Origin of the sequence: Streptomyces sp. NBC_01335, from assembly GCF_035953295.1 — a bacterium.
In the GTDB taxonomy this organism is placed as follows: domain Bacteria; phylum Actinomycetota; class Actinomycetes; order Streptomycetales; family Streptomycetaceae; genus Streptomyces.
Map to the genome: position 1 here is coordinate 1966968 of NZ_CP108370.1, position 23226 is coordinate 1990193.

Sequence of the window (23226 nt, forward strand, 5' to 3'; positions counted from 1 at the left end):
CCCGTGAGGGCGCGCGCGAGCGGCGCCCCGGGGTTCAGCGGACGGCGGACTTCAGGGGCACGGCGGGGTCGGCGGCCCGCTCGGGGTCGACGGCCCCGCCCGCGGCGATCACCTTGCGGCCCTGGGTCAGATCGCGCGGACGGCCGACCGCCAGCAGGGCGACCAGCGCGCCGTCGCGCAGCCAGAGCACGGTCCACTCCTCGTCGGCGGGGTCGCCGCGCCACAGCAGGGTGTCGGCGTCCGCGTGGTGCCCGGCGTACTGGACGAACCGGCCGAACTGCTCGGACCAGAAGTACGGCACCGGGTCGTACGGCTCCGGGGCACCGGATTCCACAGCCCCCGCGATGCCCGCCGCGACCGTGCGCGGCCCCTGGAGCGCGTTGTCCCAGTGGTGCACCAGGAGGCGTGCGCCGTAGCGCGCGGAGGGGTACGAGGCGCAGTCCCCGACGGCGTACACCCCGGGCGCCGAGGTGCGCAGCCAGGCGTCGGCGGTCACCGATCCGTCGGGGCCGAGCGCGAGGCCGGAGCCGGTGAGCCAGCCGGTGGCGGGGCGGGCGCCGATGCCGACGACCACCGCACCGGCCGGGAGCCTGCGGCCGTCGGAGAGGACCACGGCGCCGGGTTCGACGCGGTCGACCCGGGCGCCGGTGAGGAGCGTGGCGCCGCCGCCGGCGTACCAGCCGGCCATGGGGGCGGCGACCTCGGCGGGCAGCACCCCGGCGAGCGGACGGTCGGCGGCCTCCACGACGGTGACCGTGCAGCCGGCGGCGCGGGCGGCGGTGGCGAACTCGGCGCCGATCCAGCCGGCGCCGACCACGACGACGTCGTGGCGCTGGGCGAGGACGGGCCGCAGCCGGGCCGCGTCGTCCAGGGTGCGCAGCAGGTGGGTGCCGGGGACCCCGGCGGCGCCGGGCAGCGTCAGAGGTTCGGCGCCGGTGGCGACGACCAGCACGTCGTACGGCACCGGGCCGTCCGGGGTGTCCACCTCCCGGTCGGCGGGGCGCAGGCCGGTGACGGAGAGCCCGAGGCGCAGCCCGACGTCGAGCGCCTCGAAGTCGATGCCGAAGGCGGAGTGCTCGGCGGTGCCGAGGAGCACGGCCTTGGAGAGCGGCGGCCGGTCGTAGGGCTGGTGCGGCTCCGCGCCGATCAGGGTGATGGGCGCGGTGTACCCCTGGTCCCGCAGCGCGACGGCGGTCTGTACACCCGCCATGCCCGCTCCGACGACGACGACGCCGTGCTCCGGTGCCCGCTGCTCGCTCTGTTCGCTCACGCACCCACCCTAAGCACCTGACGCGCCCTCAGTCATCGGGGTGGGCGGGCCGCCCCGGCGACTGACTCGTACCGCGCGGACGGCGGGGTTTAGGGTGGCTGCGGAAAGACACTCGCGGGAGCCCGGACGCACCGGGCTGAGAGGGAGGCTGGCGGCCTCCGACCGTACGAACCTGATCCGGGTCATGCCGGCGAAGGGAGGGGCTGGACGCCCATGCGTGCATCACAGGAACCGTCCTCCGCCGCGGGCGGGGACACGGCGGGCGGGGGCACGAGCGGCGCCGACCGCCGGGGGCCCTCGTACGACGTGCTCGTCGTCGGGGGCGGCATCATCGGCCTGGTGACCGCCTGGCGGGCGGCGCAGGCGGGGCTGCGGACGGCCGTCGCCGATCCGGAACCGGGCGGCGGGGCCGCCCGGGTGGCCGCCGGGATGCTGGCCGCCGTCACCGAACTCCACTACGGCGAGCAGATGCTGCTCGGGCTCAACCTCGCCTCCGCCGCCCGCTATCCGGAGTTCGTGGCGGAGCTGGAGGCGGCGAGCGGCCGGGAGACAGGCTTCCGCGCCTGCGGCACCCTCGCGGTGGCGCTGGACTCCGACGACCGGGCGCACCTGCGCGAACTGCACGCCCTCCAGGAGCGGTCCGGCCTGGAGGCGCAGTGGCTGTCGGGGCGCGAGTGCCGGCGTCTTGAGCCGATGCTGGCGCCGGGCGTGCGGGGCGGGCTGCGGGTGGACGGCGACCACCAGGTCGACCCGCGCCGGCTGGCGACCGCCCTGCTGACGGCCTGCGAGCGGGCCGGGGTGGACTTCCACCGCAGCCCCTGCGAGCGTCTCGACGTCGCGCGCGGGCGGGCGTCCGGTGCGCTGCTCGCGGACGGCACGGCGGTCTCGGCCGGCCAAGTGGTGCTCGCCGCCGGAAGCCTCAGCGGCCGGCTCCCCGGACTGCCGGAGGGCGTCGCCCCGCCGGTGCGCCCGGTGAAGGGCCAGGTGCTGCGGCTGACCGTGCCGCGCGCGTACGCCCCCTTCCTCAGCCGGACCGTGCGCGCGGTGGTGCGGGGCCAGGACCTGTACCTCGTACCGCGCGAGAACGGCGAGCTGGTCGTCGGCGCGACGAGCGAGGAGATGGGCTGGGACACCACGGTGACGGCGGGCGGGGTGTACGAGCTGCTGCGCGACGCCCACGAGCTGGTGCCGGGCATCACCGAGCTGCCGCTCACCGAGACCCTGGCCGGGCTGCGTCCCGCCACCCCGGACAACGCGCCGGTGCTCGGCCCGACCGCGCTGCCGGGGCTGCTCGTCGCCACCGGCCACGGCCGCAACGGGGTGCTGCTCACCCCCGTCACCGGCGACGCCATGGCGCACGCGCTGACCACCGGCGAGCTGCCGGATGTGGCCCGCCCGTTCGCGCCGGGCCGCTTCACCGTCCCAGTCGTCCCCGCGCGCGAGGAGCAGTACGCATGAGTGACCCGACCGCCACCGTGAGCGTCTCCGTCAACGGCGACCCGCGCGACGTGTCCGCCGGCACCACCCTGGGCGCCCTGGTGGCGACCCTCACCCGGGCGCCCTCCGGGGTCGCCGCCGCCGTCAACGAGAGCGTGGTGCCGCGCTCGGCCTGGGACTCCACCGCTCTCGCCGGGGGCGACCGGGTCGAGGTCCTCACCGCGGTACAGGGAGGCTGACCATGTCCGACGACCTCTTCCAGCTGGCCGGGCGTACGTTCTCCTCCCGGCTGATCATGGGCACCGGCGGCGCCCCCAGCCTGGACGTGCTGGAGCGGGCGCTCGTCGCCTCCGGCACCGAGCTGACCACCGTCGCGATGCGCAGGCTCGACCCGACCGTGCAGGGTTCGGTCCTCTCCGTCCTGGAGCGCCTCTCCATCCAGGTGCTGCCCAACACCGCGGGCTGCTTCACCGTGGGCGAGGCGGTGCTGACCGCCCGGCTGGCCCGGGAGGCCCTCGGTACCGACTGGGTGAAGCTGGAGGTGGTGGCCGACGAGCGGACCCTGCTGCCGGACCCGGTCGAGCTGCTGGACGCGGCGGAGATCCTGGTCGACGACGGGTTCACCGTGCTGCCGTACACCAACGACGACCCGGTGCTCGCCCGGAAGCTGGAGGACGTGGGCTGCGCGGCGGTCATGCCGCTCGGCTCCCCCATCGGCTCCGGTCTCGGCATCCGCAACCCGCACAACTTCGAGCTGATCGTGGAGCGGGCCGGGGTCCCGGTGATCCTGGACGCCGGTGCGGGCACCGCCTCGGACGCGGCGCTGGCGATGGAGCTGGGGTGCGCGGCGGTGATGCTCGCCTCGGCGGTGACCCGGGCGCAGGAGCCGGAGCTGATGGCGTCGGCGATGCGCCACGCGGTGGACGGCGGCCGTCTCGCCCGCCGGGCGGGCCGCATCCCCCGCCGGCACTTCGCCGAGGCGTCCTCCCCGGTGGAGGGCCGGGCGGTGCTCGACCCGGAGCGCCCGGCGTTCTGACCGGCGGACGGTCCCGGGCGGCCGTGTTGTCACGGCTCGGCTGCGATACGGCCCCGGGCCCGCTCCGGGGCGTCCGGGGTGCCGGCGGCGGCTCGTAGACTCGTCGGGTGGACACGACCCTCCAGGACCCGCTGCTCGGACGGCTGCTCGACGGCCGCTACCGCGTCGACGCGCGTATCGCCGTGGGCGGGATGGCCACGGTCTACCGGGCCGTGGACATCCGGCTCGACCGGGTGCTCGCCCTCAAGGTGATGCATCCGGCGCTCGCGGCCGACGCCTCCTTCGTCGAGCGCTTCATCCGGGAGGCGAAGTCGGTGGCGCGCCTCGCGCACCCCAACGTGGTGTCCGTCTTCGACCAGGGCGCCGAGGGCGCGTACGTCTACCTCGCCATGGAGTACGTCGCGGGGTGCACGCTCCGCGAGGTGCTGCGGGACCGGGGGGCGCTCCAGCCGCGCGCCGCGCTCGACATCCTGGAGCCGGTGCTGGCGGCGCTGGGCGCGGCGCACCGGGCGGGGTTCGTGCACCGCGACATGAAGCCGGAGAACGTCCTGATAGGGGACGACGGCTGGGTGAAGGTCGCCGACTTCGGGCTGGTCCGCGCGGTCGGCACCGCCACCGACACCACCGGCTCCCTGCTGGGCACGGTCTCCTATCTCGCCCCGGAGCAGATCGAGCACGGCACCGCGGACACCCGCTCCGACGTGTACGCCTGCGGTGTCGTGCTGTACGAGATGCTGACCGGCGCCAAACCGCACACCGGCGAGAACGCGGCCCAGATCATCTACCAGCACCTCAACCAGGACGTGCCGCCGCCCTCCGCCGCCGTCCCCGGGCTCTCCCCGGCGCTGGACGCGCTGGTGGCGGGGGCCACCGCGCGCGACGCCCGGGCCCGCGCGCAGGACGCGGTGGTGCTGCTCTCCGAGACCCTGGAGGCCAGGGCCCTGCTGAGCGACGCGGAGCTGGACGCCGTACCGCCGCGGGCGCACGCCCCGGCCGGCGCCTCGGGCGTCTCCGGCGCGGAGGACCGTACGAGCGTGCTGCCGCGCGCCGTGGCCGAGGACCGGGGCGCCACCCACCGGACGAGCCGGCTGGAGATGCCCGCCGCCGCCACCGCCTCGGTAGCGCCCGGCCGGCCCCGGCGGTCGGCGCGGGCGGGAGGCTCCGGGGGCCGGCCGCGCCGCGGGGTCTGGGCCGCGGTCACCGCGCTGCTGGTGGTGCTGCTGATCGGGGGCGGTGTCTGGTACATCAACTCGGGCCAGTTCACCCAGGTCCCCTCGCTCCTCAACCAGACCCAGGCGACCGCGGAGAAGCGGCTCACGGCGGCCGGGCTCGACGTGAAGTCCGTCGACAGGGCGTACAGCGACACGGTCGACCGGGGCTCGGTGATCAGCAGCGACCCCGCGCCCGGCGACCGGGTCCGGGGCAACGAGTCGGTGAAGCTGGTCGTCTCGCGGGGGCCGGAGATCGTGGAGGTCCCCGACGTGGCGGGGACCTCGCTGGCCGACGCGCGCCGGTCCCTGAAGGAGGCCGGTCTGGCGCCGGGCATGGTGACCCGGGAGTTCAGCGAGGAGGTCGGGCGCGGTGAGGTGGTCCGTACGGACCCCGGGGCGGGCACCGGCCGCCACCCCGACTCCGCCGTGGCACTGGTCGTGAGCAAGGGCGCCCCGGTCGACGTGCCGGACGTCTCCGGGCTCTCCGTCGAGGACGCCACCGCCGCCCTGGAGGAGGAGGGGCTCAAGGCCGAGGCGAAGCCCGGCCGGGTCAACTCCCCGGAGGCGGCCGGCGACGTCGCCGAGCAGACCCCGGCCCCCGGCGCCGAGGCGGCCGAGGGGGACACCGTCCAGCTCACCGTCTCCAAGGGTCCCCGGATGATCGAGGTGCCGGACGTCACCGGCAAGGACGTCGACGAGGCGCGGGACCTCCTGGAGGACGCCGGGTTCGAGGTCAAGGTCGACCGGCCGTTCCTCTCCTTCAGCGACACGGTCGGGAGCCAGTCCGTCGACGGCGGCGGCCGGGCCGCGGAAGGATCGACCATCACCATCAGGACCAAGGGACTGTGAACATGCGCAACCCGGTGGGCGGACACGTCCCGGTGGCCGGCGGGCTGGTGAAGACCGGCCTCGGCTACGCCGACGAGCTGGCGGCCGAGACCGTCCAGGTCTTCGTCGCGAACCCGCGTGGCTGGGCCACTCCGGCGGGGAAGCCCGATCAGGACGAGCTGTTCCGCAAGGAGTGCGAGGCCCGGGACATGCCGGTGTACGTGCACGCCCCGTACCTGATCAACTTCGGCTCGCACACCGAGGCGACCGTGGAGAAGTCCGTGGAGTCGCTACGGCACTCGCTGCGCCGGGCGCGCGAGATCGGCGCGCTGGGCGTCGTCGTCCACACCGGTTCGGCGACGGGCGGCCGGCCGCGCGAGGAGGCGCTGGCGCAGGTGCGTGACCACATGCTCCCGCTGCTGGACGAGCTGACCCACGACGACGATCCCGATCTGCTGCTGGAGTCCACCGCCGGCCAGGGGTCCTCGCTCTGCTCGCGGACCTGGGACTTCGGACCGTACTTCGAGGCGCTGGACTCCCACCCCAGGCTGGGCGTCTGCCTGGACACCTGCCACATCTACGCGGCGGGCCACGACCTGGCCGGTCCGTCCGGGATGCGGCAGACCCTGGACCTGCTGGTGGAGACGGTCGGCGAGGGGCGGCTGAAGCTGATCCACGCCAACGACTCCAAGGACGTGGTCGGCGCCCACAAGGACCGGCACGAGAACATCGGCTCGGGCCACATCGGCGCGGAGCCGTTCCGGGAGCTGTTCGCACACCCGGCGACGGCCGGGGTGCCGCTGGTCATCGAGACACCGGGCGGGAAAGAGGGGCACGCGGCGGACGTGGCGCGGCTGAAGGAGCTGCGGGACTCCGTGGGTGGCTGAGGTCCCGGGCGGGCGGGCCCCTGCGGGCTCAGAGCTCCGGGCCGTCCCCGGGCTTCTCCTGGTAGGAGTAGCGCTGCTCGCTCCACGGGTCGCCGATGTTGTGGTAGCCGCGCTCCTCCCAGAACCCGCGGCGGTCGGCCGTCATGTACTCGATGCCGCGGACCCATTTCGGGCCCTTCCAGGCGTACAGGTGCGGGACGACCAGGCGCAGCGGGAAGCCGTGCTCGGCGGTGAGCAGGTCGCCGTCCTTGTGGGTGGCGAAGAGGGTGCGCTCCGAGGCGAAGTCGGCTAGTCGGAGGTTCGAGGAGAAGCCGTACTCGGCCCACACCATCACATGGGTGACGTCGTCGGCGGGCGGTGCGAGACCGAGGACCACGGAGGCGGGTACGCCGCCCCACTCGGAGCCCAGCATGGAGAACTTGGTCACGCAGTGCAGGTCGGCGACGACCGAGGAGAAGGGGAGTTCCGAGAACTCCTCGTGGTTCCAGCAGTGCTTCCCGCCGTCGGCGGTGGCTCCGAAGACCCGGAATTCCCAGCGCTCGGGGCGGAACTTGGGCACGGGCCCGTAGTGGGTCACCGGCCACCCGCGTTGCAGACGCTGGCCCGGCGGAAGCTCGGACTGCCCCGATACGCGGTATCCCTCGCTCTCCGGCTGACCCATGCCTCCATGGTGACAGACAGGCAAGGGTGCTGGTGACCAGGCGGGGACCAACCGGGCAATACCTACTAAGCATGTACTTACTGGACGGCCGGGGGGCGCGGTGCGAGGATGCGCCCAACTGTCCGGTACACCGGTTGGAAGGAGCCTCTGCAATGCAGGGCGACCCCGAGGTCATCGAGTTCCTGAACGAACAGCTGACGGCCGAACTGACTGCGATCAACCAGTACTTCCTGCACGCGAAGATGCAGGACAACTTCGGCTGGACGAAGCTCGCCACGTACACCCGGGCCGAGTCGTTCGACGAGATGAAGCACGCGGAGATCCTGACCGACCGGATCCTCTTCCTCGACGGCCTCCCGAACTACCAGCGCCTCTTCCACGTGCGCGTCGGCCAGACGGTGACGGAGATGTTCCAGGCCGACCGCCAGGTGGAGGTCGAGGCGATCGACCGCCTCAAGCGCGGTATCGAGGTCATGCGGGCGAAGGGCGACATCACCTCGGCCAACATCTTCGAGACGATCCTGGAGGACGAGGAGCACCACATCGACTACCTGGACACCCAGCTGGAGCTGGTGGAGAAACTCGGCGAGCCCCTCTACATCGCCCAGCAGATCGAGCAGCCGGAGGGCTGACCCACCGGTCGACGGCGGAAGGGCCTGCGGCCCCGGTCAGACGGCCCCGGTCAGGCGGCCCCGGTCAGGCGGCTTCGGTCAGACGGCCCCGGTCAGGCGGCTTCGGGAAACGCGGCGGCCGGTGGCTGCACGGAGGCGGCCGGCGGGTCGGCCGACGGACCCACCGAGGCGGCGAGCGGGTCGGCGCGGCGCTCCAGCAGTTCGCGGCGCGGGCACTCGCCCCGGCCCAGCAGCGCCTGGATACGGCGGACGCAGCCACCGCAGTCGGTGCCGGCCTTGCAGGCGGAGGCGATCTGCCGGGGGGTGCAGGCACCGGCCTCCGCATGCTGCTTCACCTGCTGTTCGGTGACGCCGAAGCAGGAGCAGACGTACATGCGGTTCACCTCCCGGGGAGCGTGCGGGCACCCCCCGACGCGGTGAGGCAAACCTAACCTTACCCATCGGAGCGGGTGGGCAAAAGCCCCGGAACGCCCGTGGGGCACGGATCACATGGATCCGTGCCCCACGGGCGCGTCGGCGCGGGCCCTTCGCGGACCTACCGGCTACCGGGCACCGGGCACCGGCCACCGGTCGCGGACTCACTGGTCGCGGTACATCTCCGCGACGAGGAAGGCCAGGTCGAGCGACTGGCTGCGGTTGAGCCGCGGGTCGCAGGCCGTCTCGTAGCGCTGGTGCAGGTCGTCCACGAGGATCTCGTGGCCGCCGCCGACGCACTCGGTGACGTCCTCGCCGGTGAGCTCGACGTGGATGCCGCCCGGGTGGGTGCCCAGGCCCTTGTGCACCTCGAAGAAGCCCTTGACCTCGTCCAGGACGTCGTCGAAGCGGCGCGTCTTGTGGCCGGAGGCGGCCTCGAAGGTGTTGCCGTGCATCGGGTCGGTGACCCAGGCGACGACCGCGCCGGAGGCGGTGACCTTCTCGACCAGCTCGGGGAGCTTGTCGCGGACCTTGTCGGCGCCCATGCGGACGACGAAGGTCAGCCGGCCGGGCTCGCGCTCCGGGTCCAGGCGGTCGATGTAGCTGAGCGCCTCGTCGACGGAGGTCGACGGACCGAGCTTGATGCCGATCGGGTTGCGGATCTTCGACGCGAACTCGATGTGCGCGCCGTCCATCTGGCGGGTGCGCTCACCGATCCAGACCATGTGACCGGAGGTGTCGTACAGCTCGCCGGTGCGCGAGTCGGTGCGGGTCAGCGCCGTCTCGTAGTCGAGCAGCAGCGCCTCGTGCGAGGAGTAGAACTCGACCGCCTTGAACTCGGCCGGGTCGGTACCGCAGGCCTTCATGAAGTTCATGGCGTTGTCGATCTCGCGGGCCAGCGCCTCGTAGCGCTGCCCCGAGGGGGACGACCGCACGAAGTCCTGGTTCCACGCGTGCACCTGGCGCAGGTCGGCGTAGCCACCGGTGGTGAAGGCGCGGACGAGGTTCAGCGTGGAAGCGGACGCGTGGTACATCTGCTTCAGCCGCTGGGGGTCCGGGACGCGGGCGGCCTCGGTGAAGGCGAAGCCGTTGACGGAGTCGCCGCGGTATGTCGGCAGGGTCACCCCGTCGCGGGTCTCGGTCGGCTTGGAGCGCGGCTTGGAGTACTGTCCGGCGATCCGGCCCACCTTGACGACCGGGACGGCCGCCGCGTAGGTCAGGACGGCGCTCATCTGGAGCAGCGTCTTCAGCTTGGCCCGGATGTGCTCGGCGGACACGGCGTCGAAGGCCTCTGCACAGTCGCCGCCCTGCAGCAGGAACGCCTCGCCCTTGGCGACGGCTCCCATGCGGGCGCGCAGCTGGTCGCACTCGCCCGCGAAGACGAGCGGCGGATACGACGCGAGGTCCGCGAGTACATCGCGCAGCGCCTCGGAGTCGGGGTACTCGGGCTGCTGCGCCGCGGGAAGGTCTCGCCAGGTGTTGCCACCGGCGACGGAGGTATTGGCGTTCACGGTCACGGGCACCAGCCTACGGGGTCACGGGCTGCGTCCAACCGGTCGCTCAGCAGTTGAGACGACGGCTCGCACGATCGCGCGCCGTGGCGCTAGGATCGCCGCATGTTCACGCACACGACCCAGAACTGGTGGTGGCCCGCTCGACGGCGGCCCGCTGACAGTTCGCGCTGAACATTTCGCGAAGGCCGCCCCGAGGGGCGGCCTTTTCTGCTTTCGCGGAGCGGTTCCTCCCCCTGGGAAACCCTTGGAAATCCCTTGGAAGGAACGCTCATGCCGCACCGCGCCGCCTCTCTCGTCGACCGCCTCCTCCGGGACGACGCCCCGCCCTTCGCCCTGCTGCGCCGCCGCACGCCCGGCCGCGACCACGACACCGTCGAGGTGCTGACCGGCGAGGTCCGGGAGGTGGCGCGCCTCGCCGACCTGCCGGTGGGCGAGCTGCCCTCGCTGGCCCTGGTGCCCTACCGGCAGATCGCCGAGCGGGGCTTCGACGTGACCGACGACGGGACGCCGCTCGCGGTGCTGGTCGCCGACGAGTCGTACGAGCTGCCGCTCGCCGAGGTGCTGGCGGCGCTGCCCCCGCACGAGGTACGGGTCACGGGCGGCGCGTTCGACGTGCCGGACGAGGAGTACGCGGGGATCGTCCGGCGGGTGATCGAGGACGAGATCGGGCAGGGCGAGGGCGCGAACTTCGTGATCCGGCGCACGTTCCGGGGCGAGATCCCCGGCTACGGCCGGGCGGACGCGCTGGCGCTCTTCCGCAGACTGCTGGAGGGCGAGCGCGGCGCGTACTGGACGTTCGTGGTGCACACCGGCGGCCCGCGGGGCCGGACCCTGGTCGGCGCCAGCCCGGAGGTCCACGTCCGGATGTCCGGCGGCACGGTGGTGATGAACCCGATCAGCGGGACGTACCGCTACCCGGAACAGGGGCCGACCGTCGAGAGCCTGCTGGGCTTCCTCGCCGACCGCAAGGAGACCGAGGAGCTCTCCATGGTGGTCGACGAGGAACTGAAGATGATGTGCACGGTCGGCGACATGGGCGGGGTGGTGGTCGGGCCCCGGCTGAAGGAGATGGCCCATCTCGCCCACACCGAGTACGAGCTGCGCGGGAAGTCGACGCTGGACGTGCGGGAGGTGCTGAGGGAGACCATGTTCGCGGCGACCGTCACCGGCTCCCCGGTGCAGAACGCGTGCCGCGTGATCCGGCGGTACGAGCCCGCCGGGCGCGGCTACTACAGCGGCGCGCTGGCGCTGCTGCGCCGGGACGCGAACGGCGCCCAGACCCTCGACTCGCCGATCCTGATCCGTACGGCCGACATCGCCGCCGACGGCGGGCTCGCGGTGGCGGTGGGCGCCACCCTCGTGCGCCACTCGGACCCGGACGGCGAGGTCGCCGAGACCCACGCCAAGGCGGCGGGGGTGCTGGCCGCCCTCGGGGTGCGGCCGGGCCGGCGGCCGCAGGAGCGGACCGGGCCGCAGCTGGCCACCGACCCCCGGGTGCAGTCGGCGCTGGACGACCGGCGGGGCGGGCTGGCGCCGTTCTGGCTGCGGATGCAGGAGCCGACGCGGGCGATGTCGGGCCACGCGCTGGTGGTGGACGGCGAGGACACCTTCACCTCGATGCTGGCGCATCTGCTGCGCGCCTCGGGGCTCGACGTGTCGGTCCTCCGCTTCGACGCCCCGGAGCTGCGGGAGACCGTCCGGGCGCACCGGGGGCCGGTGGTGCTGGGCCCCGGGCCGGGCAACCCGGGCGACCCCGCCGACGCCAAGATGGTGCTGCTGCGCTCGGTCGCGGCGGAGCTGGTGCGCGACCACCGGGACGGGCTGCTGGGTGTGTGCCTGGGCCATGAGCTGATCGCGGCGGAGCTGGGCCTGGAGGTGGTGCGCAAGGCGGTGCCCCATCAGGGGGCGCAGACGCGGATCGAGCTGTTCGGCCGGCCGGAGACGGTGGGGTTCTACAACAGCTTCGCGGCGCGGTGCGACGACGCCGCCACCGCCGAGCTGGGCGCGCACGGCATCGAGGTGAGCCGGGACGAGGCCACCGGCGAGCTGTACGCGCTGCGCGGCGACGGGTTCGCCTCGGTGCAGTTCCACCCGGAGTCGGTGCTGACGCTGCGGGGCGCGGCGATCGTCACCGAACTGCTGGCGGGGCTGCCGGTACGCGGCTGAACGCGCGGTACGCGGCCGACCGCGCGGTTCGCGGGCGACCGCGCGGGAGCCGGTGCCTCGGGCGAGGTTCCGGCTCCCGCGCCGCGCTCACTTCTCCGGGTCCGCCGGCACCAGGACGTTGTCGCTGCGGCGTCCGGCGAGGTAGTCGTCGACGTTGGCGGCGGTGGCGTCGATGATCTGGCCGACCGCGTCCTCGGTGTAGTACGCCTGGTGGGAGGTGACCAGGACGTTCGGGAAGGTCAGCAGGCGGGCGAGGGTGTCGTCGTCGATGCCCTCCAGCGACTTGTCCAGGAAGAAGAGCCCGGCCTCCTCCTCGTACACGTCGAGGCCGACGCCGAGGAAGTGGCCCGAGCGGAGTTCGGTGACCAGGGCGCGGGTGTCGACCAGGCCGCCCCGGCTGGAGTTGACGAGGATCACGTCGCGCTTCATCAGCGCCATGGCCCGCTGGTCGATGAGGTGGTGGGTGGCGGGCAGCAGGGGGACGTGCAGGCTGATGAGGTCGGACTCGGCGAAGAGCTGGTCCTTCTCGACGTACCGCATGCCCAGCTCCACGCAGGCGGGGTTCTCGGCGACGTCCCAGCCGAGCAGGTTCATGCCGAATCCGTGGGCGATCCGGGTGAACGCCTCACCGATCTTGCCGGTGCCGATCACCCCGGCCGTGCGGCCGTGCATGTCGCGGCCGAGGAGTCCGGCGAGCCGGAAGTCGAAGTCGCGGGTACGCGTCGAGGCGCGGATGACCTTGCGGTTCACGGCCATCCCCAGGGTCCACGCGAACTCGGCGACGGAGTACGGCGAGTAGTACGAGACCCTGGCGACGCGCAGCCCGAGGGAGCCGGCGACCTCCAGGTCGATGTTGTTGAAGCCGGTGGACCGCTGGGCGATCATCCGGGTGCCGCCGGCCGCCAGGGTCCGGAGCACCTGGGCGCCGAGGTCCGCGTTGACGCTGGTGGAGATGGTCTCGTACCCCGCCGCGAGGGCCGCGGTGTCCGGGGTGAGGAACACCTCCAGGCAGCGGACCTCGTGCTTCCCGGCGAACGCCTTCTCGATCAGGGGCTTCTCGTCGGCCTGCACACCGAATGCCAGGATTTCCACGGTGTCTCCCGTTGGAGCTGCGGTACGGCACATGACCCGGTCACCGCGAATATACGGCCGGGTGACCGGGTGCGCCGCTCGGCGGGCGGCCGGGGCGCGACCCGCCCGCGGCCGGTCCGCCGGACTCCGCTCACACGTCGTCGAGGCCCCGCTCGATGGCGTACCTGACCAGCTCCACCCGGTTGTGCAGCTGGAGCTTGCCGAGGGTGTTCTGGACGTGGTTCTGGACCGTGCGGTGCGAGATCACCAGACGCTCGGCGATCTGCTTGTACGACAGTCCCTTGGCGACCAGCCGGAGCACCTCGGTCTCGCGCTCGGTCAGGCGCGGCGCCTTCGGGTCGTCGGGGGCGGCCGGGGCCGGGTCGGAGGCGAGCCTGCGGTACTCGCCGAGCACGAGTCCGGCCAGCCCCGGGGTGAAGACCGGGTCGCCGACCGCGGTCGAGCGGACCGCCTCGATCAGCTCCCGGGTGCTGGCGGACTTCAGTAGATAGCCGGTGGCCCCGGACTTCACCGCCTCCAGCACGTCGGCGTGCTCCCCGCTGGCGGAGAGCACCAGTACCCGCAGGCCGGGGTGGTGCGCCACGAGCTCCTTGCAGACCTGGACCCCGGGCAGGCCCGGCAGGTTCAGGTCGAGGACGAGGACGTCGGGCCGGACCGCCTGGGCGCGGCGGACGGCCCCCGGGCCGTCACCGGCGGTCGCGACGACGTCGAAGCCGGACTCGGCCAGGTCGCGGGCGACGGCGTCGCGCCACATCGGGTGGTCGTCCACCACCATGACCTTGATGACCGTGCCGTCGGCGCGGGTCTGCGGCGGGGGCCCGGGGGCGCCCGCCTCGCCCGGTGCCGGTGCGCCCGGTGCCGCCGGTGCGCCCGTTCTGTCCGGTGTGCCCGGTGCTGTGGGTGTACTCATCGGATCGATCCTGCCTTCCCCCGTGGGACCTTCGGAACCTTCAACTCGACTTCGGTGCCCTGACCCGGCACCGAGATCACCTCGGCCGTGCCGCCCAGGTCGCGCAGCCGCCCGCGGATGGAGAGGGCCACGCCGAGCCGGCCCTCTCCCTCGGCCTCGGCCAGCCGCCCCTCCGGGATGCCCGGTCCGTCGTCCCGGACCGTGACGACCACCTCGTCGGGCTCGTCCTCGACCAGGATCCACGCCTGCGCGTCCTGCCCGGCGTGGGCCCGCACGTTGTCCAGGGCGGCGCCGGTGGCGGCGGCCAGCTCCCGCGCCGCGTCGGGCGGCATCAGGACCGGGGCGCCGGGCTCCGCGAGGCTGACCCGGGAGCCCGCGTGCGGGGCGAGCAGGGTCCGCAGATCGATGTCGGGTGCGTCGGCGGCCGACTCCTCCGCCGTGACGGTACGGACGACGGCGCCTTGCGCGGTGTCCTCGGAGACCCGGGTGGTGGGCACCAGGCCGCTGGAGACGAGGGTACGCAGGGCGATCTCCTGCTCCCCGGCCATCCGGCCCAGCTCGGCGGCCTCTCCGCCGAGCGCGGTGCCCCGGCGCTGGACCATGGCGAGGACCTGGAGCACGCTGTCGTGGATGTCCCGGGCCAGCCGCTCCCGCTCGCGGGTCGCGGCCTCGATCTCCAGGGCGCGGGCGAGGGTGCGTTCACTGGCGCGGGCGACCTCGACGACGTACCCGATCGCTATCGAGGCGACCCAGACCAGCAGGACGTTGTGGAGGGTGTCCCGGCTGGGCTCGGCGCGCTCGACGATGTTGGCGGCGGCGACGAGCGTGGACGCGAAGGCGGCCCACCGCCAGCCGCCCTTCAGCGCGAAGGCCAGCACCGCCCCGGCGGTCCAGATCGACGGCAGGGTCGACCCGTCGAGGTGGTGGGCATCGAGATCGGCGACCGGGGTGAGCAGGATGCCGGTGAGCGCCACCACCAGATCCACGCCGAGGAACGGCCGTGTGCAACTGGCCGCGTTGGCGACCCGGGGCAGGGTGAGCAGTGTCCACACCGCCATCACGGCGAGGAACCCGAAGGCCACCGCGGGCCGTTCGAAATCCGCACGCCCTATGACGGCCAGCGCCAGGGCGTAGACCGTCGTCAACACCCGGTATCCGGTGAGCGCGCGCCACAGCGGCTGCTCGACCGACATCCGTACGACCCGCTCGCGCCCGGCCATCTCCCCCACCCCCGCGGTCCGCGCCTCCGTCGGCCGGACCCTTCTCTCTCCACCGCTGCCGCGGACACCCGCCGCCGCGAACACCCGTCACCGCGGACACCCGTCACCGCCGACAGCCGCCGCCACGAACCCGACGCCACCGGCACCCGTCCCTGCCGGCGTCCGCCGCCGCGAACACCCGCCGCCGCGCGCCGCCTTCGACGGCCGTCCCAGCGACGCCCGCTACCGCGCGGGCGGTTCCGGCGTCGAGCGCTTCTCGTCCCGCGCCGCCTGCTTCTGCTCCAGCGCTGTCTGCTTCTGTTCCTGGGCCGCCTGCTTCTGTTCCTGTGCGGCCGCTTTGGCCTCGTCGGCGATCCGGCGCTTGGCGGCCGTCGCGTACACGTCCACGTATTCCTGGCCGGAGAGCCTCATGATTTCGTACATGACCTCGTCCGTCAGCGAACGCAGGATGAACCGGTCGCCCTGCATGCCCTGGTAGCGGGAGAAGTCCAGTGGCTTGCCGATCCGGATGCCGGGCCGCAGCAGTTTGGGGATCACCTGGCCGGGCGGCTGGATCTTCTCCGTGTCGATCATCGCGACCGGGATGACGGGCGCGCCGGTGGCCAGCGCCACCCGGGCGAGGCCGCCGGGCTTGCCCCGGTAGAGGCGGCCGTCCGGCGAGCGGGTGCCCTCGGGGTAGATGCCGAAGAGCCCGCCGCCCTCGACCACCTTGATGCCGGCGCGGATCGCGGCCTCACCGGCGCCCCTGGCCCCGGAGCGGTCGACGGGCAGCTGGCCGACGCCCTTGAAGAAGGCCGCGGTGAGCTTGCCCTTCACTCCGGGCGCGGTGAAGTACTCGGCCTTGGCGATGAAGGTGACCTTGCGGTCCAGGACGGCCGGCAGGAAGAAGGAGTCGGAGAAGGACAGATGGTTGCTCGCGAGGATCGCCGGACCGGTGAGGGGGATGTTCTCCAGGCCCTCGACCCACGGCCTGAAGGCGAGCTTCAGCGATCCCCCGAGGGAGAAGTGCATCGCGCCGTAGATCAACTCGGGTGCCTCCTGTGTCCTGTGCCACGACCTTACCCGCGCGCGGGCCGCCGTCGCCGCACGGTGCGCGGGCTGCCCCGTGCCTGTGGCGCGACGGCCCTGGTCGGTGTCGGCCCGGTCGCGTACGGTGAAGTCATTCTTCTCGCGGGTGCCCCGTACGCCCCCTCGCAAGCCCTCACGCACTCCCCCGCCCGAACCCAGCCTCACGAACAGGAGTCACCGGTGCCGGTCCTCCCTGGAGCCGAGCCGTTCCGCCACGAGGGCGGAGAGGTCGGCGTCCTCCTCTGTCATGGCTTCACCGGATCGCCCCAGTCGCTGCGCCCGTGGGCCGACTACCTCGCAGCGCGCGGGTACACCGTGTCGCTGCCGCTGCTGCCGGGGCACGGCACGCGGTGGGAGGACATGGCGGTCACCGGCTGGCAGGACTGGTACGCCGAGGTGGACCGGGAGTTGCGGGTGCTGCGCGAGAGGTGCGCGCGGGTCTTCGTCTTCGGCCTCTCCATGGGCGGGGCGCTGGCGCTGCGGCTGGCCGCGCGGCACGGCGACGCGGTCGGCGGGCTGGTGCTGGTCAACCCGGCGAACAAGGTGCACGGCCTGTCCGCGTACGCCCTGCCGGTCGCCCGCCACCTCGTCCGTACGACGAAGGGGCTGGCCGGGGACATCGCGCTGGAGGGTGCGCGCGAGGTGGGTTACGACCGGGTCCCGCTGCACTCCGCCCACTCGCTGCGGCGGTTCCTGCGGATCGTCGACGCCGAACTCCCGCAGGTGACGCAGCCGTTGCTGCTGCTGCACAGCTCGCAGGACCACGTGGTGCCGCCCGCCGACACGGCCCGCATCCTCGGCAGGGTGTCCTCGCGGGACGTCGAGGAGGTGCTGCTGGAACAGAGTTACCACGTCGCGACGTTGGACCATGACGCGGAGCGGATCTTCGACGAGAGCCACCGGTTCCTCGCCCGTCTCGCGTCCGCAGTCGCGGAGAAGGGGGGTACGTCCGGTGGCTGAGCAGGACGCGGACCGCACGGGCAGTGACGAGGAGCGCGAACCGCCCCAGGCGGAGGGACAGACGGCCGCGCCCGGGAGTACGGACGAGGGGCGCCCCGCCGACGCGCCCCTGGACGAGGTGCGCCCGCTGGACGAGGAGGCCGCCTGGGCCGCGATCGTCGCGGGGTACGGCGAGGAGCCGCCGGACCCGCCGGGCGCCAAGCCCTTCAAGCCGGTGGAGGACCTCGCCCTGCCGGACCAGGACCTGATCAACGTGCTGGACGACGAGGACCGGCCCGAGGCCCCGGCGGACAAGGGCAACGGCAAGAGCGGCCTGGGCAGTTCGGTGGTCTTCGCCCCCGGCGTCGGCGGTCCCCGCGACCATGTGCTGCCGGACGGGGATTCCGACGAGGACGACGGCCCCGAGGGGCACTTCGTGCCGCCGGAGCCGCCGCCGCTCCCGGAGGCGGACGCCACCTCGAAGTTCGCCTGGCTCGGGGTGGTCGGCGGTCCGGTGCTGATGCTCCTCGCGGTGCTGCTGGGCTGGGAGATGACCTGGTGGCTGACGACCGTCTGCATCGGCGGTTTCCTCGGCGGCTGCGCGACGCTGGTGGCGCGGATGCCGCACGACGACGACGAGGACCTGGGCGACCCGGGGCACGGCGCCGTCGTCTGAGCCGTCAGGCCCGGTCGCCCGCGCGGGCGGCGGCGGGCACCCGGAGGGCGGCCAGGACCGGCAGATGGTCCGTGGCCGCCCGCAGATCGGCGTCGCCGATGCCGGGGAGCCCGGCCGGGACACCGCAGCCGAGGATCTCGACGCCGTCCGTGGTGAGGACGGCGTCGATGCGGCGGACCGGCCCGTCGGCCGGGAAGGTGTGCTCCCCGCCCCAGGGCCGTACCGCCCAGCCGTCGTGGAGCCGCCCGGCGATCAGCCGGAACGCGTCCCCGGCCGGTACGTCGTTGAGGTCGCCGCCCACCACCGCGTGCCCGACGCCCATCGCCTCCACCCGCTCCAGCAGCGCCCGGGCCTGGGCGAGGCGTTCGTCCGGCCGCAGGCTCAGATGGCAGCTGACCACGCCCAGCCGGGTCCCGGCGATCTTGACCACCGCCGTGGCGAAGCCCCTGCGGTGCAGCCCGGGGGTGCGCGGCAGCAGGACGTCCTCGGTGCGTTCGACGGTGGCGCGCAGGGAGCAGAGCAGCAGGGGGCCGGCGGCGGTGGCGCCACCGGAGAGGACGACCAGGTCGGTCGCGGCGGCGAGCCGGGCGGCGGCCTTGCGCCAGCGGAAGAAGCGCGGCGCCTCCTGGACGAACACCAGGTCGGGGGCGCAGGCGCGGATGACGCGGGCCAGGGCGGCGGGGTCGTCGCGCATCGAGCGGATGTTGTAGCTGAGGACCCGGACGACGGCCGAACCGTCGTCCTCGGTACGGGAGTCGGGCAGCGGCGTCAGAACCATGCGGGCCACCATACGACGGACGCCCGCCGTGCCCCTGGGGGCGCGGCGGGCGTCCGTTCGGATCGCGCGTGGTGCGGTGGGTGCGGCGGTCAGCCCTGGCGGGCCAGGTCGGCCGCGCCGACCAGTCCGGCCTTGCCTCCGAGCTGGGCGGCGAGGACCTGGGCGTGCGGACGCCACTCGCCGCCGATCAGCCAGCGGCGGAACGACTTGCGGATCGGGTCCAGGACCAGTTCGCCCTCGTCGGAGACGCCGCCGCCGACGATGAAGGCGGACGGGTCGAAGAGGGAGGCCAGGTCGGCCAGGCCGGCGCCGGCCCAGCGGGCCAGCTCGCGGAACGAGTCGATGGCCACCGCGTCGCCCTGGCGGGCGGCCTCGCTGATGTGCTTGCCCTCGATGCCCTCGACCGTGCCGTCGCCGAGCGAGAGCAGGACGGCGGCGTTCTCCGGGGTCGCGTTGGCGCGCTGCTTGGCGTACCGCACCAGGGCGCGGCCGGAGGCGTACTGCTCCCAGCAGCCCTGGCTGCCGCAGCCGCAGAGCAGGCCGTCCGGGACGACCCGGATGTGGCCGAACTCGGCCGCTACGCCGAAGCGTCCGCGCCGCAGCTTGTTGCCGATGATGATGCCGCCACCGAGGCCGGTGCCGAGCGTGATGCAGATGACGTCGTCGTGGCCCTTGCCCGCGCCGAAGCGGTACTCGCCCCAGGCCGCCGCGTTCGCGTCGTTCTCGACGACGACGGGGAGGCCGACACGCTGTTCGACCTCGTCCTTGAGCGGCTCGTGGCGCCAGTCGATGTTCGGTGCGAAGAGCACGGTCGCGCGCTTGTCGTCGACGTATCCCGCCGCGCCGATGCCGACCGCTTCGATGGTGTGGCCCTCGCGCGCACCGTCCACGGCCGAGCAGATGGCGTCGACGATGCCCGAGGCCGTCGGCGGGGTCGGTACTTTGAACATCGAGAGGATCTGGCCCTCTTCGTCGACCACTCCAGCCGCGATCTTCGTGCCGCCGATATCGACGCCGATGGTGAGTCCCATGAATCCCTCAGTTCCGGTCGAGCCCCGCTGGGTCAACCGTACCCGAGAAGGCGGGCGGAATTTCCGGCCAGGGCTCAGTCCAGGTCGATGTGTTCGCTCGCCGACGGCCCGTCCGAGGGCCGGTCGCGGGGGTCGGAGGGGTCGTCGGCGGCCCGGTCGGGTGTGTCGGCGGGGTGGCCGGCTCCGCCGGAGGCGCCCTCGGTGGTCCGCGTCCAGCGGCCCTCCTGGCCCTCGACGGCGGAACGGTACGCGGCCAGCAGCTCGTTGCCCGCGGCGGCGAGGTGGTCGAAGATCTCCGGATTGCGTTCGATGACCGGTTCGACCGCCGACTTGGCCTGCTGGATGACCTGCTGCACCGCGCCCTGGGCGGCGGTGCCGAGCAGCGGCGAGGAGAACGCGCCGAGCTTCCCGGCCACCGCGTCGACCAGCTTGCGCAGCTCCTCGGCGGCGGAGGCGGGCGGCGGCCCGTAGGTGGCGCGGCGGCGGGCCTTCTCGGCGTTCAGGTCCTCGGCGCAGGCGTCGGCCCACGCGTCGCCGTCGGCGGGACGGTCGGTGGCTTCACTCATGGCGGACTCCTGCGACGCGGATGACGTACTACCGACGGTACCCGAACGGAGGTCTTCCGTTCAGGGCCAGCGCGACCGCCCGGGCGCTCGGCCGGAGACGGTGCCGGCCGTCAGGGCATGCGCGGCCGCCCGGCCGCAGAGGGCGGGAGGGCGGGGACCGTCAGGGCGTGCGCGGCCAGAGCGACGGGTCCGGGGTGAACCGGACGCGCAGCACGCCGTCGCGGAGGGCCGCCCCGGAGACCGTGCAGCGGCGGAGCGCGGACTCCAGGTGCACGCTGCGGCGGAACGGGCCGACGGCGAGGAGGATCTCGTCCCCCCGGCGGACGAGCCGCAGGCCGGACTTGACCGCTCCGGGCAGCGGCAGGCACCAGACGAAGCCCTCCGGACCGTCGGGGCCGTCGTGCGGTGCCCGCTCGGTCCACCAGGGGTCGTCGGCGCGGCCGGCCGGGCGGTCGTCGGGGGCGGGAATCCCGAGCAGGTCCAGGTCCTCGGGGGTGCGGGGGTCGTGGCCGAGGTGGGGTGCCTCGTGCAGCTCCTCGCGCGGCGGCTCGTGCGACGTCGCGCCGCCAGAGGCTCCCTCGGGCCGGGGCGCCCGGTCCTCGTACCAGCGGGCGAGGGTCTTCTCCTGCTGGGCGGCGAGGCCGGCGAACCAGGGGTCGGCGGAGTGGCGCGGCAGCACCCGGTTGGCGACCAGCAGGTCGGTGCGCAGGCCGTGCAGCGCGAACCCGGTGCGGGCGGCGCGCAGGGCGTCCTCGGCGGCGGGTCCGGGCTCGGCGACCAGCCGGAGGGTGGTGGAGCGGTCCTCGATCAGCGCCTCGACCTCGGCGAGCTCGGCGTCCTTGCGGGCGGCGGCCGCGTACAGCCACTGCGCGGGCATCGGGACCCCGGCGAGCTGGGCGAGCACCGGGCGCAGCGCGCGGGCGGCCTGCCGTTCCTGAGGCAGCAGCCGGCGCAGGTAGCGGCGGAGCCGGCCGGGGAGGGCGAGCAGGGCGAGGGCCTCGGTCAGGGGAGGCAGGGCGACCACGAGGGTGTCGTAACCGGCCCCGGCCCAGTCGCCGGAGGCGGCCCGGTGCAGGGTGTGCAGGAGGGCGAGTTCGGCGCTGCCGGGGAGTTCGGTGAGCTCCTCGGCGTCCATGCGGCCGGCGCCGAGGAGGTCGAAGACGGCGGAGGCGCGTTCCTGGAGGGCGAGGAGTTCGGTACGGAAGTGGGCGGCCGAGTCGGTGCGCGCGTGGTCCAGGAGGTCGTCGGCCGCGACCGGCCCGGGGTCGTCCGGGAAGCCGAGGCCACTGGGCATGTGGTCGCGGGTGACCAGCAGGGTGCGGCGGCCGGCCCGGGCCGAGGCCCGCGCGGTGGCCGCCGCGACGGTGGTGGTGCCGGCGCCGCCGGGCCCGGTGACCAGGACCGTGCGCACCGGGTCAGCCCTGCGGGGCGGACTCGACGCGCTTCTTCAGACCGGCGAGCGCGCGGTCGATGATGACCTTCTCCGCCTTGCGCTTGATCATGCCGAGGAGCGGGATCTTGACGTCGACGGCGAGGCGGTAGGTGACCTCGGTGCGCTCGCCTCCGGCGAGGGGCGCCAGCGCGTAGGTGCCGTCGAGGGACCGCAGCATCTGGGACTTGACGAGGCTCCAGCTGACCTCGTCGTCGCCCTTCCAGGTGTAGGCGAGGACGTGGTCGTCCTTGATGGCCCCGGCGTCGAGGACGAGGCGGACCTGCTCGGCGCGGCCCCGGTCGTCGGTGGCCAGCACCTCGGCCTCCTTCACCTCGCCGGTCCACTCCGGGTAGCGGGCGAAGTCGGCGATCACGCTCATCACGTCGGCCGGTGCCGCCTCGATCGTGATGCTAGAGCTGGTGTGTTCAGCCATCGCCGTGGCCCTCCATGCGCTGTGCCGGTCCGTTCTCGGCAGGAGCCTGCCGGGTGCAGGCTATCGCGTGTGCGCGAGGGGGCGTCCGGCGGCTCTCACCGCCCGGCAGGTCCCACCGCCCGGCCGCTCTCCCAGCCCGGGGGCTCCCGCCTTCCGGCAGGTCCCACCGCCCGGCGGCTCTCACCACTGGAGCGCCCACGGCCGGCCGGTGGAGGCGAAGTGGCCGACGTTGACGCACTCGGTCGCGCCGATCCGCATCCGGCGGGCCAGCGGCTGGTGGACGTGGCCGAAGAGGGCGTACCGGGGGCGGGTGCGGCGGATGGCGTCCAGCAGGGCACGGCTGCCGCGTTCGAAGCGGCGGGCGACGGTGTCGTAGACGAGTTCCGGCACCTCGGGCGGGATGTGGGTGCAGAGGACGTCGACCTCGCCGACCGCCTCCACCTTGGCGGCGTACTCCTCGTCGCTGATCTCGAACGGGGTGTTCATCGGGGTCTTCAGCCCGCCGCCGACGAATCCGAAGACGCGGCCGCCGATCTCGACGCGCTGGCCGTCCAGGACGGTGGTGCCGGGTCCGGCGTACTCGGGCCAGAGGGTGGGGACGTCCACGTTGCCGTAGGTGGCGTACGTCGGGGTCGGCATGGCCGCGAACATCTCGGCGTACTGCTTGCGGACCGCGCCGAGGATGGCGGCGTTGCGGTCCATGCCGGCCCAGAGCTCGCGGCCGAAGTCGCGGGCCTCCTCGTAGCGGCGGGCGGTGCGCAGGGCCACGATGCGGTCGGCGTTCTCCACGCCGAAGAGGTCGGGGAAGATGCCGCGCGAGTGGTCGGCGTAGTCGAGGAAGAGCACCAGGTCGCCGAGGCAGATCAGGGCGTCGGCGCCGTCGCCCGCGCGGGCCAGCGCCTCGGTGTTGCCGTGTACGTCGCTCACCACATGGACGCGGGTGGTGGAGCGAGCGGCCACCGGGGTGCCCGTCGCTCCCTTTTCTCCTGCACGCATGAGCTCACCCTAGTCAGCCCCCTGTGGCC

23 protein-coding genes and 1 riboswitch are annotated in these 23226 nt (G+C 73.7%); of the genes, 9 read left to right on the forward strand and 14 right to left on the reverse strand.

The annotated features are described in order from the left end of the window. Positions 1–34 precede the first annotated feature (34 nt). Positions 35–1270 carry an NAD(P)/FAD-dependent oxidoreductase gene (locus tag OG599_RS08100; protein ID WP_327175274.1) on the reverse strand — a complete coding sequence of 412 codons (1236 nt, stop codon included), beginning with the start codon at positions 1268–1270 and terminating at the stop codon, positions 35–37. Positions 1271–1374: 104 nt separating this feature from the next. Beyond that, positions 1375–1486, forward strand: a riboswitch (TPP riboswitch). On the opposite strand from OG599_RS08100, the gene thiO reads away from it, so the two are divergent. The 5 genes from thiO to OG599_RS08125 all read left to right on the forward strand — a co-directional run bounded on the left by thiO (position 1484) and on the right by OG599_RS08125 (position 6669). Next, a complete protein-coding gene (gene thiO, locus OG599_RS08105) occupies positions 1484–2728 on the forward strand; it encodes a glycine oxidase ThiO (RefSeq protein WP_327175275.1) in 1245 nt (414 codons plus the stop codon). (Overlaps the previous riboswitch by 3 nt.) Next, on the forward strand, positions 2725–2946 hold the full coding sequence (gene thiS / locus OG599_RS08110; protein ID WP_327175276.1) for a sulfur carrier protein ThiS: 222 nt from the start codon (positions 2725–2727) through the stop codon (positions 2944–2946). Before thiO ends, thiS begins: the two co-directional genes overlap by 4 nt. Positions 2947–2948: 2 nt before the next feature. Continuing rightward, positions 2949–3743, forward strand: a complete 795-nt coding sequence (locus tag OG599_RS08115) for a thiazole synthase (protein WP_327175277.1) — start codon at positions 2949–2951, stop codon at positions 3741–3743. A 107-nt stretch (positions 3744–3850) separates the two neighbouring features. Continuing rightward, positions 3851–5803 (forward strand): Stk1 family PASTA domain-containing Ser/Thr kinase, encoded by a 1953-nt coding sequence (pknB, locus tag OG599_RS08120; RefSeq protein WP_327175278.1) that lies wholly within the window; start codon positions 3851–3853, stop codon positions 5801–5803. A gap of 2 nt (positions 5804–5805) precedes the next feature. Then, positions 5806–6669 (forward strand): deoxyribonuclease IV, encoded by an 864-nt coding sequence (locus tag OG599_RS08125; RefSeq protein WP_327175279.1) that lies wholly within the window; start codon positions 5806–5808, stop codon positions 6667–6669. A 28-nt stretch (positions 6670–6697) separates the two neighbouring features. Here the strand turns inward: OG599_RS08125 and OG599_RS08130 are convergent, their stop codons facing one another. After that, positions 6698–7330, reverse strand: a complete 633-nt coding sequence (locus OG599_RS08130; RefSeq protein WP_327175280.1) for a sulfite oxidase-like oxidoreductase — start codon at positions 7328–7330, stop codon at positions 6698–6700. A 152-nt stretch (positions 7331–7482) separates the two neighbouring features. Here OG599_RS08130 and bfr point away from each other — a divergent pair, with 152 nt between their 5' ends. Further along, the gene (bfr, locus tag OG599_RS08135; RefSeq protein ID WP_327175281.1) at positions 7483–7962 is read left to right on the forward strand and encodes a bacterioferritin; all 480 of its coding nucleotides are present in this window, start codon (positions 7483–7485) and stop codon (positions 7960–7962) included. 92 nt (positions 7963–8054) lie between these two features. Here bfr and OG599_RS08140 read toward each other — a convergent pair whose 3' ends face one another. After that, positions 8055–8336: a (2Fe-2S)-binding protein gene (locus OG599_RS08140; protein WP_327175282.1), complete on the reverse strand. Its 282-nt coding sequence runs from the start codon at positions 8334–8336 to the stop codon at positions 8055–8057. Positions 8337–8540: 204 nt separating this feature from the next. Next, a complete protein-coding gene (locus tag OG599_RS08145) occupies positions 8541–9887 on the reverse strand; it encodes a class II 3-deoxy-7-phosphoheptulonate synthase (protein ID WP_327179962.1) in 1347 nt (448 codons plus the stop codon). 273 nt (positions 9888–10160) lie between these two features. On the opposite strand from OG599_RS08145, the gene OG599_RS08150 reads away from it, so the two are divergent. Beyond that, the gene (locus tag OG599_RS08150) at positions 10161–12056 is read left to right on the forward strand and encodes an anthranilate synthase family protein (protein ID WP_327175283.1); all 1896 of its coding nucleotides are present in this window, start codon (positions 10161–10163) and stop codon (positions 12054–12056) included. An 87-nt stretch (positions 12057–12143) separates the two neighbouring features. Here the strand turns inward: OG599_RS08150 and OG599_RS08155 are convergent, their stop codons facing one another. The 4 genes from OG599_RS08155 to OG599_RS08170 form a co-directional block, all read right to left on the reverse strand. Further along, entirely contained in the window at positions 12144–13148 is a 1005-nt protein-coding gene (locus OG599_RS08155; protein WP_327175284.1) for a 2-hydroxyacid dehydrogenase, read from the reverse strand. Between the two features lie 130 nt (positions 13149–13278). Next, positions 13279–13923, reverse strand: a complete 645-nt coding sequence (locus OG599_RS08160; RefSeq protein ID WP_327179963.1) for a response regulator transcription factor — start codon at positions 13921–13923, stop codon at positions 13279–13281. A 131-nt stretch (positions 13924–14054) separates the two neighbouring features. Next, a complete protein-coding gene (gene macS / locus OG599_RS08165) occupies positions 14055–15278 on the reverse strand; it encodes a MacS family sensor histidine kinase (RefSeq protein WP_327175285.1) in 1224 nt (407 codons plus the stop codon). Positions 15279–15500: 222 nt separating this feature from the next. After that, on the reverse strand, positions 15501–16304 hold the full coding sequence (locus OG599_RS08170; RefSeq protein WP_327175286.1) for a lysophospholipid acyltransferase family protein: 804 nt from the start codon (positions 16302–16304) through the stop codon (positions 15501–15503). Positions 16305–16526: 222 nt separating this feature from the next. On the opposite strand from OG599_RS08170, the gene OG599_RS08175 reads away from it, so the two are divergent. Further along, positions 16527–17306: an alpha/beta hydrolase gene (locus OG599_RS08175; protein ID WP_327175287.1), complete on the forward strand. Its 780-nt coding sequence runs from the start codon at positions 16527–16529 to the stop codon at positions 17304–17306. Further along, entirely contained in the window at positions 17299–17961 is a 663-nt protein-coding gene (locus OG599_RS08180) for a hypothetical protein (protein WP_327175288.1), read from the forward strand. The genes OG599_RS08175 and OG599_RS08180 overlap by 8 nt, the downstream gene beginning before the upstream one ends. A gap of 4 nt (positions 17962–17965) precedes the next feature. On the opposite strand, the gene OG599_RS08185 is transcribed toward OG599_RS08180, so the two are convergent. From OG599_RS08185 to OG599_RS08210, 6 genes are all read right to left on the reverse strand, one after another. Beyond that, a complete protein-coding gene (locus tag OG599_RS08185) occupies positions 17966–18739 on the reverse strand; it encodes an endonuclease/exonuclease/phosphatase family protein (protein ID WP_327175289.1) in 774 nt (257 codons plus the stop codon). Positions 18740–18828: 89 nt separating this feature from the next. Continuing rightward, a complete protein-coding gene (locus tag OG599_RS08190; RefSeq protein ID WP_266703447.1) occupies positions 18829–19770 on the reverse strand; it encodes an ROK family glucokinase in 942 nt (313 codons plus the stop codon). 74 nt (positions 19771–19844) lie between these two features. Next, on the reverse strand, positions 19845–20336 hold the full coding sequence (locus tag OG599_RS08195; protein ID WP_327175290.1) for a DUF5304 domain-containing protein: 492 nt from the start codon (positions 20334–20336) through the stop codon (positions 19845–19847). Positions 20337–20496: 160 nt separating this feature from the next. Next, entirely contained in the window at positions 20497–21747 is a 1251-nt protein-coding gene (locus OG599_RS08200) for an ArsA family ATPase (protein ID WP_327175291.1), read from the reverse strand. Positions 21748–21751: 4 nt separating this feature from the next. Then, on the reverse strand, positions 21752–22201 hold the full coding sequence (locus OG599_RS08205; RefSeq protein WP_327175292.1) for an SRPBCC family protein: 450 nt from the start codon (positions 22199–22201) through the stop codon (positions 21752–21754). Between the two features lie 180 nt (positions 22202–22381). Next, positions 22382–23197, reverse strand: coding sequence for a metallophosphoesterase family protein (locus OG599_RS08210; protein ID WP_327175293.1), 816 nt, complete (start codon positions 23195–23197; stop codon positions 22382–22384). Positions 23198–23226: the final 29 nt, after the last annotated feature.

Coding starts and splice junctions, on each gene's coding strand:
- thiO (WP_327175275.1), top strand. CDS start 1,484: ATGCGTGCATCACAGGAACCGTCCTCCGCCGCGGGCGGGGACACGGCG.
- thiS (WP_327175276.1), top strand. CDS start 2,725: ATGAGTGACCCGACCGCCACCGTGAGCGTCTCCGTCAACGGCGACCCG.
- OG599_RS08115 (WP_327175277.1), top strand. CDS start 2,949: ATGTCCGACGACCTCTTCCAGCTGGCCGGGCGTACGTTCTCCTCCCGG.
- OG599_RS08125 (WP_327175279.1), top strand. CDS start 5,806: ATGCGCAACCCGGTGGGCGGACACGTCCCGGTGGCCGGCGGGCTGGTG.
- OG599_RS08130 (WP_327175280.1), bottom strand. CDS start 7,330: ATGGGTCAGCCGGAGAGCGAGGGATACCGCGTATCGGGGCAGTCCGAG.
- bfr (WP_327175281.1), top strand. CDS start 7,483: ATGCAGGGCGACCCCGAGGTCATCGAGTTCCTGAACGAACAGCTGACG.
- OG599_RS08140 (WP_327175282.1), bottom strand. CDS start 8,336: ATGTACGTCTGCTCCTGCTTCGGCGTCACCGAACAGCAGGTGAAGCAG.
- OG599_RS08150 (WP_327175283.1), top strand. CDS start 10,161: ATGCCGCACCGCGCCGCCTCTCTCGTCGACCGCCTCCTCCGGGACGAC.
- OG599_RS08160 (WP_327179963.1), bottom strand. CDS start 13,923: ATGGTGGTGGACGACCACCCGATGTGGCGCGACGCCGTCGCCCGCGAC.
- macS (WP_327175285.1), bottom strand. CDS start 15,278: ATGGCCGGGCGCGAGCGGGTCGTACGGATGTCGGTCGAGCAGCCGCTG.
- OG599_RS08185 (WP_327175289.1), bottom strand. CDS start 18,739: ATGGTTCTGACGCCGCTGCCCGACTCCCGTACCGAGGACGACGGTTCG.
- OG599_RS08190 (WP_266703447.1), bottom strand. CDS start 19,770: ATGGGACTCACCATCGGCGTCGATATCGGCGGCACGAAGATCGCGGCT.
- OG599_RS08195 (WP_327175290.1), bottom strand. CDS start 20,336: ATGAGTGAAGCCACCGACCGTCCCGCCGACGGCGACGCGTGGGCCGAC.
- OG599_RS08205 (WP_327175292.1), bottom strand. CDS start 22,201: ATGGCTGAACACACCAGCTCTAGCATCACGATCGAGGCGGCACCGGCC.
- OG599_RS08210 (WP_327175293.1), bottom strand. CDS start 23,197: ATGCGTGCAGGAGAAAAGGGAGCGACGGGCACCCCGGTGGCCGCTCGC.